Genomic DNA, 12,469 nt, shown 5'->3' with positions numbered 1-12,469 from the left:
GAGCAATCAATGCGAGTCTGTTCCAACTCGGCCCTATGGACGCTTCCCCTGGCGATGGGGCTGGCCGGCCCCGCCATGGCCGACGATGCCACCCTGGATTTCGGCGTTCCGGCCTGGCCGGGCATCACCGTCAAGACCGAAATCGCCGCGCAACTGATCGAGCCGCTCGGCTATGCCACACGCTCCGAGGAGCTCGGCATGCAGGTGGTCTACCAAGGCCTGGACAGCGGGGATCTGGATGTTTTCCTTGGCGGGTGGCTGCCGGCCCAGGACAGCATCTATTCGCCGCTGATCGACAGCGGTGCCATCACCCGTGTGGTCAACAATGTCGATGGTGCTCAGATGACCCTGGCAGTACCCGACTACCTGTATGACCAGGGCATCCAGAGCTTTGCCGACCTGGACGCACACCGCGATCGCTTCAATGGCGAAATCCACAGCTTCGGCGCCGGTTCGGCAGCCAGCGAGATCCTCAACGAGGCCATCGACAACGACACCTGGGGTCTGGGCGACTGGCAGTTGGTCGATACCAGCGTGGTCGGCATGCTCACCGCAGCCCGCGACGCCATCTCACGTGACGAACCCATTATCTGGGTCGGCTGGACGCCGCACTGGATGAACCTGGAACTGGACATGCGCTACCTGGAGGACTCCAAGGACCTGTTCGGCGACAACAACGGTGCCAGCGAAGTGCTGACCATCGCACGCAGCGACTATGCCGACGCTCACCCCAACCTGATGACATTCTTCGAACAGTTTACTTTCTCCGCCGAAGAGCAGAGCTGGATGATTCGCGAGTTCGGTCAGGAGGAGCGTGACGTGACCAGCGTCGCCCAGCAGTGGCTCAGCGAGCACCCAAAACGCGTAAAAGCCATGCTGAAAGGCGTGACCACGCGTGACGACCAGCCCGCCTGGCCGGTAATCGAAAGCCGGCTCGAGTCGTTCAGCGACGCCTGACCACCTGCCGCTCGCCCGCTGAGCACTTTGGCCAGCGGGCGATCTGCCGTATGCTGTCGCCAGACGTCAATCAGGAATCCCCAAGCTTCATGTCTCGGCCTCTCAGCATCCTTGCCTCCGTGCTGCTCGCGCTTGTCTCTCTCGGCCTGCTCTGGCAATGGCTGGCCATGCAGAACCTGCTGACCGTCGACAGCCTGATGAAGCTGGCCAGGGGGTCGTTCGCCTGGCGCGATGCCAGTTGGGCCGTGTTGGTGGTCATGGCCGCCTATGCCGCGGCCTCGCTGGTCATGTTTCCGCTGAGCCTGCTGGTGGCCCTGACCGGCCTGCTGTTCGGCCCCTGGTGGGGCTTCACCTATTCACTGGCCGGCACCCTGGCGGCCTCGGTGCTGACCTGGTGGGTCGGCCGCCGGCTAGGACGCGATGCCCTGATGCGCTATGGCGGCAAGCATCTGCATGGGTTATCGCGCTATCTCTCGGGTCGTGGCATCCGCACCATGACCGTCGTCAACCTGCTGCCGCTGGCTCCCTTCACCCTGACCAACATGATGGCCGGCGCCTTTCACCTGCGCTTTCGCGACTACATGATCGGCTCGACCCTGGGCATCGTACCGGGTCTGGCGGGGGTCACACTGCTGGGCAGTCAGTTGGGTGAACTGGTGACGGCAACCAGTACTCGGGAAGTGGTGTTATCCGTGCTGGGGCTGCTGTCCGGCGTGGGGGTGTTGTTTGCCCTCAAGCGCTGGTCACAGCGCCGACAGCGCCGCCGCTGATCACTCCGGGGGCACGCCCGGCTCGTCACGGCCGCCCGGCCACCAGTTGGGGCGTTCCTGATCCCACTCGCCCTGCACCATGTGACGCAGCAGACGGCCGCGATAACGCAGCATCTGCCACTCGGCGCCCAGACGCCCGCGCACGCGATCCCAGCCGCCATCGTCGGCATGCGTGAAAGGCCCGCCACGTGCGATGACTTCGCGATAGACCAGCAGACAACGGCCGGCGCAGCGTTGCTCGTCATAATCCGCGGCGGTCCACAGCGCCCCCTGCCTCAGGGGCTCCCGCGCCCGTTCATCGGCCAGCTCCTCGAGGGCCTCGGCCATCGCCGGGGCGTCGTCCTCCGGCAACAGGCGTCCGTTCTCGCCATCCTCGACCACTTCGACCACCCCGGGCGCCGCCACGGCCACCACCGGCAAGCCGGCGGCCATGGCCTCGGCCACGACCATGCCCTGGGTCTCGGTGTGCGACGCGAAGGCGAAGACATCCATGGCGTGATAGGCATCGATGAGGGCATCGCCATGCAGGCGACCGGTGAAGTGCACACGCGCCGCGACACCATGCTGCTCGGCGATGTCCTGCATGATCCCGCCGGCTTCGCCATCGCCCACGATCAGAAAGTGCGCCTCGGGCCGCCTGCTCAATGCCAGGGCCACCGCCTCGGTCAGAAACGACAGGTTCTTCTCCTGGGCCAGCCGTCCCAGGTGGCCGATGACATAGGCATCCGGCGGGATGCCGTGGCGTCGCCGACAGTCCTCACCATTGCCCAGGGAGAAACGCGCCGTATCGACGCCGCTGGGCACGACCCGCACCGCGGAATTGGCCTCACGCTCGATCAGCAGGTCGCGAATACTCTCGCTCGGCGCGATGACGCTGTCGCACAGCCAGCTGTACTGCGTGGCCAGAGCAATGGCAAAACGCTGCATGCGCGGCGAGTCCCCGGGCACGTAGTGGGTATAATGCTCATAGAGGGTATGGTGCGTGAACACCAGCGGCAGGCCATAGGTTTCGGCGGCCCTGGCCGCGGTATCGCCCAGCAGGAAGGGATGGTGGGAGTGCACGATATCCGGCTCGAAGTCCTCGATGGCTTCATAGAGCTGCCCCGGCATCGGCACCGGCAAGGAGAAGTCACTGCCATTGAAATGCTGAACGGCCGCCACCCGCACCACATCCGTCTCGTCGTCGGGCTGTCCTTCCAGACGCGGCGCCACGACCAGCACACGGTGTCCCGCCCGGCAAAGTTGATACTTGAGACGTTGTACCGACTCGCTGACCCCACCGACAATCGGGTGATAGGTATTGGTGAACATCAGCACATTCACTGAGGGAACTCTCCTGTAAGGATACAACGCGACACCGGCGACTATACCGAGCTTTCCTGCGTCTCATGATACGCGACTCACCCACCAAGGTGGAAAGCGGCGCCGATGATACACGGCATTGCAATTGCTCAGCCAGAGCGCCGTACCATGGCATGCTTGCCTGCTGATGGTAGCCTCCTCAAATGGCTGTCGGCTTTCCAGCGGGAAATGGCAGTATCATGATCCTGGCGGGCAAGCGTATCGTTTGCCGCCGAATCATTCATTCCCATTGAGCCTTGCCACCATGCTGATACCCCGCCGATACCTGTTGCCCCTGCTGGCAGCCGCCAGCCTGGGCCTGACCGCCTGCACCGGGATACCGGAGGGCGTGGAGCCCGTCGAAGACTTCCAGCTCGACCGCTACCTGGGCCAGTGGTACGAGATCGCGCGCCTCGATCACTCCTTCGAGCGCGGCCTGGACTGTGTCACCGCCGAGTACGCCATGCGCGAGGACGGTGGCGTCAGTGTCACCAACCGGGGCATCAACCTGCAGGAAGGCGAAGCCGATGTCGCCGAGGGCAAGGCCTACTTCATCGACTCGACCGATGTCGGCCGCCTCAAGGTCAGCTTCTTCGGCCCCTTCTACGGCGGTTACAACATCATGGCGCTCGACGCTGACTACCAATGGTCCCTGGTCGCCGGCCCGAACCGCGATTATCTATGGATCCTCTCACGGACCCCGACACTGCCCGACGCTACCTATCGCGACCTCGTGCAGCGCGCCGCCGAGCAAGGCTTCCCCAGCGACGAGCTGATCAAGGTCGAACAGGGTGGCGCCTGCCGCTCCTGGCAATGAGCTCGAATGATCCGGGTTTTCATTATCGCACCCCGGGCTTTCATCAAGTCGACGCCGGGTATTGAGCCGGCAGCCGACTCTGGTGAAGGTAACGCGACCGACAACAACACCAGACCGGGAGCAAGATGATCACCACGGCTTATCCGCGACGCCGGAATACCGCCAGCCGGCGCCAACATCGGCCGGAGTCCCGCCATGCTGGCTGATTGGCTGGAACAGAGCCTGAATGAGACCGCGTCGACTCCCCGGGGTGGCGAGATTCCCGGCGGCCGCTTTCGCGTGCCGGGCCCGGGGCTGCTGGAACTCACGCCCGTCAGTGCTGCGCCAGAGGCGCCCGCCGTGGTCTTGTCGGTGGGCATTCACGGCAATGAAACGGCCCCCATCGAGCTGCTGGGCGCCAGCCTGGCCCGGCTGGAAGCCGGCCTGATGACGCTCGGCAGTCCGGTGCTGGTGATCCTCGGCAACCTCGAAGCTATCCGCGCCGGTACGCGTTTCGTCGCGACCAATCTCAACCGCCTGTTTCACCGCGACCTGGCCGACACCGGCATGGAGGCGGACCGCGCCCGCGCCCTGATGCACGCCGTGGACGCCTTCTTCGAGCGTCATGCGACGCGCCGCCGACTACACTACGACCTGCACACCGCCATTCGCGGCAGCCAGTATCCACGTTTCGCGGTCGAACCCTACGCCGACGCCACCACCACACCGGAACAGTGGCAATGGCTGGCCGGTGCCGCCATTCAGGCAGTACTGCACCAGCACACGCACAGCTGGACATTTTCGCATTACAGCAAGCACTACCATGCTGCCCAGGCCTTCACGCTGGAGCTGGGTCGTGCCCTGCCCTTCGGCGACAATGGCCTCGCGCCCCTGGCCCCCATGGGCCGAATGCTCGACGCCCTGCTGGCAGGGCGCTCGCCCGCGACGGCTGAGGCGTCGCGCATAGCCTTCTTCCGCGTCGAGCACGAGCTGATGCGCCACGCCGAAGACTTCCGGCTATGCTTCGACGATGACACCCCCAACTTCACCGAGTTCGCCCCCGGCACCTGCCTCGCCGAGGATGCACAAGCAGGGAGCTTTACGGTGGGTGAAACCGCTCTGCGGGTTGTCTTTCCCAACGCCAACGTCGAACTCGGCGCCCGGGCGGCCCTGCTGGTCAGCGCCACGCAGGCGCCGCCCACCTCATGAAGCCGCGTTGGACGTTGTTTAAACGCTAAGAAACACCGCAGAATAACAACAAACTGGAGTCGTCATGCACCACATCATCACCGCAGGAACCCCGTACCGCCCGGCCACATGGCTGCCATGGCCTGCCGAGTGGCGCTCGGGCTGTTAGAATCGCTCACCTTTTCGCCGGCCCGCATCCCGTCCCGTGCCGACCCTGGCGACCTATCCCGAACTGGAGTCCGCTTCATGGCCGATACCCCGATTCCGCTGGAAGTGCGCAATATCACCAAGCGCTTCGGCGATACCGAAGTTCTCAAGGGCCTGTCCCTGCAGGCCAGCAAGGGCGATGTCATCACCCTCATCGGAGCCTCGGGCTCCGGCAAAAGCACCTTTCTGCGCTGCATGAACCTGCTCGAGCAGCCCGACCAGGGTGATCTGATCGTTCACGGCGAGACCATCCGCTTCAAGGAAACCAAGAAGGGGCGCGAGCCGGAGGACTGGAAACAGGTCGTCAATATGCGCGCCAAGCTGTCCATGGTCTTCCAGAGCTTCAATCTGTGGGCCCACATGACACTGCTGGAGAACGTCATCGAAGCCCCGGTGCATGTGCTCGGCAAGTCGAAGCAGGAAGCCACCCGGCATGCCCATGAGCTGCTGCAGCGTGTCGGCCTGGATGACCGGGCCTACTACTATCCGGCGCAGATGTCCGGTGGCCAGCAACAGCGCGGCGCCATTGCCCGGGCCCTGGCCATGGATCCGGAAGTCATGCTCTTCGATGAGCCGACCTCGGCCCTGGATCCGGAGCTGGTCGGCGACGTGCTCAAGGTGATGCGTGATCTCGCCGAGGAAGGCCGCACCATGATCGTGGTGACGCATGAAATGGCATTCGCCCGCGATGTTTCCACTCAGGTGATCTACCTGCACCAGGGCCAGGTCGAGGAAGCAGGCCCTCCCGACCAGGTTCTCGGCAACCCGAGTTCCGAACGCCTCAAGCAGTTCCTGGCGCCGAAGCACTGACATGGCCCGGATGAGGAGACTCACATGATCAACCTGCATGGCTATGGACCGCGCCTCATGGAAGGCGCCCTGGTCACCATCGAACTGGCGGTACTGTCGCTGATCCTGGCCATCGTGCTGGGCCTGGCCACCGCCAGCGCCAAGATGTCGCGCAGCTGGGCCTTGCACCGCTTCGCTACGCTCTACACGACCGTGATTCGCGGGGTCCCCGACCTGGTGCTGATGATGTTGCTGTTCTTTGGCGGCCAGATCGGCATCAACCAGGTCACCGATTGGCTCTACTACCAGTTCGATATCGACATCTTCATCAACGTCAACGAATTCGTCGCCGGTGTGGGCACTATCGGCCTGATCTTCGGCGCCTACATGGGCGAAACCTTCCGCGGCGCCTTCCTGGCCGTGGACAGCGGCCAGATCGAGGCCGGCCGGGCCTATGGCATGTCGCACAGCCTGGTATTCCGGCGCATTCGCTTCCCGCAAATGATGCGCCACGCCCTGCCCGGTCTGTCCAATAACTGGATGGTACTGCTCAAGACCACTGCCCTGGTCTCGGTGATCGGCCTTTCCGACATGGTGAAAATCGCCTCGGAGGCTTCCAAGGCGACTCGTGAACCCTTCACCTTCATGTTCATCGTCGCCGTGATCTACCTATTGATTGCCAGTGTCTCCGAATGGGGGTTCGCGCGCCTGCAGAAACGCTATGACGTCGGCTTCGAGGAGGTGGACTGATGGAAAGCCTGACAACCTGGCTGAAAAACCTGCTGGCCGACAACAGCATCTTTACCCTGCAGACGCTCTCCTTTTATGGCGAGGGGCTGGCCAACACGGTACAGCTGGTCTTCCTGTCGCTGATCATCGGCCTGTTGCTGGCCATACCGCTGGCCATTGCACGAGGCTCGAAGCGCGCCTGGATCCGTCTGCCGATCTTCTTCTACTGCTATGTGTTCCGCGGCACGCCCTTGTTGGTGCAACTCTATCTGATCTACTACGGCGTGGTCTTTGTTGAGGGCATTCAGGACACCTGGCTCTGGGTCATCCTCGAGGAGCCCTTTGTGCCGGCCCTGATCGCCTTCACGCTGAACACCGGCGCCTACACCACCGAAATCTTCCGTGGCGCCATCAAGTCGACGCCGCGAGGCGAGATCGAGGCGGCTCGGGCCTACGGCATGTCCTGGTCATTGATGCTGCGGCGTATCGTGCTGCCCAGTGCCTTCCGCCGCGCCCTGCCGGCCTACGGCAATGAGGTCATCTTCATGCTGCATGCCAGTGCCATCGCCAGCGTGGTCACCATCATGGACCTGACCGGAGCGGCGCGCTTCGTCTACGCACGCTTCTATGCGCCTTTCGATGCTTTCCTGTTCGTGGCGGCCATCTATCTATGCCTGACCTTCGGCATCATCTATCTGTTCCGTCATCTGGAAAAACGCCTGCTGGCCCACCTCAAGCCGGCCAGCGGTTAAGCGGCATGTGAAGGCGGAGAGGGCGGCGTCGAACAAACGTTGGTTCAAGGCTTCGACGCCCAGGCTTTCGAGCCACCCCGCCTTCGGCTATGGTAGGCAAGTGACCACCCAAGCGGTGAAACGATCAACAAGAAGGGATAACACCTATGAACTTCAGCAAGCTCCTGAGCATCGGCGTCCTCGGCGCCAGCATGATCGCCGGCGTCGCCAACGCCGAAGTCCGCGATATCCGTATCGGCGTCGACGTTCCCTACGAGCCCATGGAATACCGCACCCCCGACGGTGATCTGACCGGTTTCGACATCGAGCTGGGCAACGCCCTGTGTGCCGAGATCGGCATTCAGTGCGAGTGGGTCGTGCAGGGCTGGGACGGCATTATTCCGGGCCTCCAGGCACGCAAGTACGACGCCATCATGTCGTCCATGACCATCAACGAGCAGCGTCGCGAGCAGGTGCTGTTCTCCGAGCCCTACATCACCCCGCCCTCCGCCTGGTTCGCGCCGACCGATACCGAGATCACCAAACCGAGCAAGGAAAGCCTGGAAGGCAAGACCATTGGCGTGCAGCGCGGCACCCTGCAGGACAATTACGTGACCGACCTGTACGGCGACGTGGCCGACGTCAACCGCTACGCCACCGCCGACGACATGGTGCTGGACATGGACGCCGGTCGCCTCGACATTGTCTTCCTCGACTTCCCGATCGGCAAGTCCACCCTGCTCGAAAGCGAAGCCGGTGACTACCAGACCGTCGGCAAGAAGATCACCAAACCGAAGAAATACTTCGGCGAAGGCTTCGGCATCGCCTTCCGTCAGCGTGACAAGGAGCTGGCCAAGGCTTTCAACGAGGCCCTGGCCACCCTGAAGGACAACGGCACCTACGAAGAGATCCACACCAAGTACTTCGGTGAGTGATTCTCTATCGTGACGTCATCATGGCCTCTCGGCCGTGACCCTGCGGCCCCGCTTCGGCGGGGCCGTTCTATTGAAGCCCGATGGCCATCTTCGAGTATCGCCTTGCCCCATTAACGTTCGGCGCTTCAGACCCGCGGATGCGTACCGGGTACATGTTCGGTATCTTCACCCAGTGTCTCGTCTTCCAGTGGTTGCGCCAGGGCATGGAGAATGCCGCACTCAGCGGCCGGCCGTTGCCCCTGGCAACGCGCTCGCAGTGCCACCAATGAGGCCTCCAGGGCCTGAAGCTGAGCAATGCGGGCCTCGACATGCTGCAGGTGCTCGTCGACCAGGGCATCCGCCCGGTGGCAGGAATCAGCCGGATGGTCATGGCATTCCAGCAAGGCACGGATTTCATCCAGCGTCATGTCCAATGCCCGGCAGTGGCGAATGAAGGCCAGGCGCTCAACATGAGTCGCGCCGTAAAGACGATAATTGGCTTCGCTGCGTGCCGGCTCGGGCAACAAGCCTTCACGCTCGTAATAACGGATGGTAACCACTCGGCACCCAGTGCGAGTCGCCAGTTCTCCGATCTTCATCATCGACCTCTCTTTGACATCGACCTCAAGCGGCACTTGACCCTATATGGGCTATAGGGTGTGTGATAGCACAAGATATCACGAACGGAGCCCGAGATGTCCGATGACACCTCTCATCAACATGGCTGCTGCGGCCATCAAGCTGAACCTCGCGAGACCGTGACCGCCCCGGCTGACAGCGACACGCTGCGCTTGCGCATCCAGGAAATGGACTGCCCCACCGAGGAAGCCTTGCTGCGCAAGGCCCTGAACCCGGCACCCGGCGTCGCCGCCCTGGAGTTCGACCTGATGAGCCGAATTCTGAGCATTCATCATCACGACGCCGATACCGAGGCGCTACAGGCGCGCGTGCGCGACCTGGGCATGACGCCCCGTCCCCTGGATGATGAAAATGACACCGATGCAGCACCGGAGAGTGACGAGCCGAACTGGGGGCGGCTGATACTGGCGGGGCTGCTGGCATTCGGGGCGGAAGTCGTTGGCTGGACACCCTGGCCCTGGACGATCTGGCTTTCCCCGTTTCTCGCACTCCTGGCCATCGCACTGGTGGGCCTGCCGACCTGGCGCAAGGGCTGGGTGGCCATTCGTCACCGCACCCTCAACATCAACGCGCTGATGAGCGTGGCAGTGACCGGGGCGGTGCTGATCGGCCACTGGTCGGAAGCGGCCATGGTGATGGTACTGTTCACGCTTGCGGAACACCTGGAATCCCGCTCTCTGACCCGTGCCCGTCGCGCCATCCGCGACCTGCTCGACAGCGCGCCCCGTCAGGCTCGGCGGCGCACGGAAGCAGGCGAATGGGAGACCGTGGCCGCCGAAGACGTGGCCATCGGCGAGATAGTGCGCATCCTTCCCGGTGAGCGTCTACCGCTGGACGGCGAGGTCGTGCGTGGCAACCCCAGCCTCGATGAGTCGCCGATCACCGGCGAAAGCCTGCCAATCGACAAGTCCCCGGGTGACTCGGTCTTCGCCGGTGCCATCAACCACGACGGCGACTTCGACATCCGCACTACCAAGGCGGCCAACGACACCACCCTGGCACGCATCATTCACGCTGTGGAACAAGCCCAGGCCAGTCAGGCGCCTACCCAGCGCTTCATCGACCGCTTCGCCGCCGTCTACACACCCGTGGTCTTTGTTCTGGCCATACTCACCGCCCTGGCCTGGCCCTGGGTCGCTGGTGGCGCCTGGCTGGACGGCGTCTACCGCGCCCTGGTGCTATTGGTGATTGCCTGCCCCTGCGCCTTGGTCATTTCCACGCCGGTGACCATCGTCAGTGGCCTATCGGCTGCCGCCCGAGCCGGCATCCTGATCAAGGGTGGCCGCTTCCTGGAGCAAGGCAAGCGCCTGAGCTGGGTAGCGCTCGACAAGACCGGCACCCTGACCCAGGGCAAGCCGACGCTGGAGCATTGGGAAGCGCTTGGCACACACTCGGAGGAGCAACAACACAGCCTGTCGCGGCAGGCCGCGTTACTGGCCGGACGCTCGACCCACCCCGTATCTGCTGCCATTCATCATGCCCTCGCCTCGGCGGCCGACGATGCCAGCAGCGACGACTCCCTTGAACACTTCCGCGAACAACCGGGACAAGGCGTCGAAGGCCAGCTAGATGGCCAGGCGCTATGGCTCGGCAACCGCCGGCTGGCCGATGCCCATGGCCTGCTCGACGCAACACTCACCGAGCGCATCGAGGCGCTGGAGCGGCGCGGCGCCAGCGTCGTGGCACTCGGCTCAGCCGATCGGGTACTGGCCTTGTTCGCCGTGCGCGACCCGCTCAAGCCGACCAGCCTGGCCGCCATCAAGGCCCTCCATGGCCTGGGGGTGAAGACCCTGATGCTCTCCGGCGACAACCGACACGCGGTGGCCGCCATCGCCGAGGAAGCCGGCATCGACAGCGCGCGAGGAGAGTTGCTGCCCGAGGACAAGCTCACCATCATCGAGGAGCAAAGCCGCCACGGTGTGACCGGCATGGTCGGCGACGGCATCAATGATGCGCCAGCCCTGGCACGTGCCGATATTGGCTTTGCCATGGGCGCGGCCGGCAGCGACGTGGCCATCGAAACCGCCGACGTGGCACTGATGGACGACGACCTCGGCAAGCTGCCGACCTTCCTGCGCCTGTCACGCACCACCCACGCCGTGCTGATCCAGAACATCGTGCTGGCACTCGGCATCAAGGCCGTCTTCATGGTGCTGGCCTTCACCGGTCACGCCACCCTGTGGATGGCGGTGTTCGCCGACCTGGGCTCCAGCCTACTGGTCATCGGCAACGGCTTGCGGCTGTTGCGTCAACCGTCCTGAGCCACCCGGGCAGGCTACCCGGGGGTCAGCGTCACTCGAAACTGAAACGCGGCGCCGGGGCGCCGGGCAACAGGGCCGCGCAGGCCCTTACCTTCTCCACCAGAGCCTCGTGGGTCGGTGCCATCAGGTTGACGTGGGCCAGCTTGCGGCCGGGGCGCTCGCCCTTGCCGTAACGATGCAGATGCGCATCCTCGATCTCGAGCAGGCGCGCCGGTTCGCCTTCCTGGCCGATCACATTGACCATGCAGGACGGCATGCGGGCCGCCGTGTCGCCCAGTGGCAGTCCCTGGATGGCACGCAGATGATTTTCGAACTGGCTGGTCACCGCGCCGTCCATGGTCCAGTGGCCGGAGTTGTGCACGCGCGGCGCCATCTCGTTGGCCAGCAGGCTACCGTCACGCGCCTGGAAGAGCTCCAGGGTCAGAACGCCGACATAGTCGAGCTCGTCGAGCAGGGCGCGAATGTACTCATCAGCGGTTTGCTGGACAGCCGCGTCCAGGTCCGGCATGGGCGCCAGCGAATAGCGCAGGATGCCGTCGACGTGCAGATTCTCGGCCATCGGATAGAAGACCACCTGGCCATCGCGGCCGCGCACGGCAATGATCGATACCTCGCGCACGAAGTCGACGAAGGCTTCGACGATCAGCCGCGGATGGTTGATCGAGCGCCAGGCCTCGGCGGCGTTGGCCGGGTCCTTGATGACCGCCTGGCCCTTGCCGTCATAACCATCGGTCACCGACTTGGCGACCACCGGGGTGCCCAGTTCGCGCACCGCCGCCTCGAGCGCCTCGGCACTCTCGACCAGACGATAGGCCGGCGTGGGAATGGCGAGCCGATCGAACAGTGCCTTTTCCTCGGCGCGGTTCTGGCAGACGCGGATCGCCTCACTGGAGGGATGCACCGGCTTGTGTTCCTCGATGGCCTGCACCAGCGGCACCGGCAAGTGCTCGAACTCGTAGGTCACCAGATCGACCTTGGACAGAAACTCCGTCAGGTGCTGCTGGTCGGTATCCACCATGACATCACCGATCCCGGCACTCGGGTTGCCGGTGGTATCCAGGAAGGTGAAGCGATTGCCCAGTGGATAGCCCGCCAGGGCCAGCATGCGACCCAATTGGCCAGCACCCAGTACACCGATATTCATGCT

12 protein-coding genes are annotated in these 12,469 nt (G+C 63.8%); 9 read left to right on the top strand and 3 right to left on the bottom strand.

Annotated features, from left to right (window positions below; translation table 11 throughout):
- The first annotated feature begins 9 nt into the window (after positions 1-9).
- Positions 10-957 carry an ABC transporter substrate-binding protein gene (locus HHA01_RS06870; protein WP_141319050.1) on the top strand — a complete coding sequence of 316 codons (948 nt, stop codon included), beginning with the start codon at positions 10-12 and terminating at the stop codon, positions 955-957.
- An 89-nt stretch (positions 958-1,046) separates the two neighbouring features.
- A complete protein-coding gene (locus tag HHA01_RS06865; protein WP_141319048.1) occupies positions 1,047-1,727 on the top strand; it encodes a TVP38/TMEM64 family protein in 681 nt (226 codons plus the stop codon).
- On the opposite strand, the gene HHA01_RS06860 is transcribed toward HHA01_RS06865, so the two are convergent.
- Complete coding sequence (locus tag HHA01_RS06860) at positions 1,728-3,050, bottom strand: glycosyltransferase (protein ID WP_141319046.1); 1,323 nt, start codon at positions 3,048-3,050, stop codon at positions 1,728-1,730.
- Between the two features lie 283 nt (positions 3,051-3,333).
- Between HHA01_RS06860 and HHA01_RS06855 the strand changes: the two genes are divergently transcribed.
- From HHA01_RS06855 to HHA01_RS06830, 6 genes are all read left to right on the top strand, one after another.
- Positions 3,334-3,885, top strand: coding sequence for a lipocalin family protein (locus HHA01_RS06855; protein WP_141319044.1), 552 nt, complete (start codon positions 3,334-3,336; stop codon positions 3,883-3,885).
- Between the two features lie 195 nt (positions 3,886-4,080).
- On the top strand, positions 4,081-5,073 hold the full coding sequence (locus HHA01_RS06850) for a succinylglutamate desuccinylase (RefSeq protein WP_141319041.1): 993 nt from the start codon (positions 4,081-4,083) through the stop codon (positions 5,071-5,073).
- 225 nt (positions 5,074-5,298) lie between these two features.
- On the top strand, positions 5,299-6,069 hold the full coding sequence (locus tag HHA01_RS06845) for an ABC transporter ATP-binding protein (protein ID WP_141319040.1): 771 nt from the start codon (positions 5,299-5,301) through the stop codon (positions 6,067-6,069).
- 24 nt (positions 6,070-6,093) lie between these two features.
- Entirely contained in the window at positions 6,094-6,798 is a 705-nt protein-coding gene (locus tag HHA01_RS06840; protein WP_141319038.1) for an ABC transporter permease, read from the top strand.
- Positions 6,798-7,529, top strand: a complete 732-nt coding sequence (locus HHA01_RS06835) for an ABC transporter permease (RefSeq protein ID WP_141319036.1) — start codon at positions 6,798-6,800, stop codon at positions 7,527-7,529. The genes HHA01_RS06840 and HHA01_RS06835 overlap by 1 nt, the downstream gene beginning before the upstream one ends.
- Positions 7,530-7,675: 146 nt before the next feature.
- A complete protein-coding gene (locus tag HHA01_RS06830) occupies positions 7,676-8,443 on the top strand; it encodes a transporter substrate-binding domain-containing protein (RefSeq protein WP_141319034.1) in 768 nt (255 codons plus the stop codon).
- A gap of 125 nt (positions 8,444-8,568) precedes the next feature.
- On the opposite strand, the gene cadR is transcribed toward HHA01_RS06830, so the two are convergent.
- Positions 8,569-9,021, bottom strand: a complete 453-nt coding sequence (cadR, locus tag HHA01_RS06825) for a Cd(II)/Pb(II)-responsive transcriptional regulator (RefSeq protein ID WP_141319132.1) — start codon at positions 9,019-9,021, stop codon at positions 8,569-8,571.
- 96 nt (positions 9,022-9,117) lie between these two features.
- On the opposite strand from cadR, the gene HHA01_RS06820 reads away from it, so the two are divergent.
- Positions 9,118-11,322 (top strand): heavy metal translocating P-type ATPase, encoded by a 2,205-nt coding sequence (locus HHA01_RS06820; RefSeq protein ID WP_141319032.1) that lies wholly within the window; start codon positions 9,118-9,120, stop codon positions 11,320-11,322.
- Positions 11,323-11,353: 31 nt separating this feature from the next.
- Here the strand turns inward: HHA01_RS06820 and HHA01_RS06815 are convergent, their stop codons facing one another.
- Entirely contained in the window at positions 11,354-12,466 is a 1,113-nt protein-coding gene (locus tag HHA01_RS06815; RefSeq protein WP_141319030.1) for a 5-(carboxyamino)imidazole ribonucleotide synthase, read from the bottom strand.
- Positions 12,467-12,469: the final 3 nt, after the last annotated feature.

It is taken from the genome of Halomonas halmophila (genome assembly GCF_006540005.1).
Taxonomy (GTDB): Bacteria; Pseudomonadota; Gammaproteobacteria; order Pseudomonadales; family Halomonadaceae; genus Halomonas; species Halomonas halmophila.
Note: the sequence above shows the minus strand (reverse complement) of the source record. Positions and strands in the feature narration are given on the sequence as shown.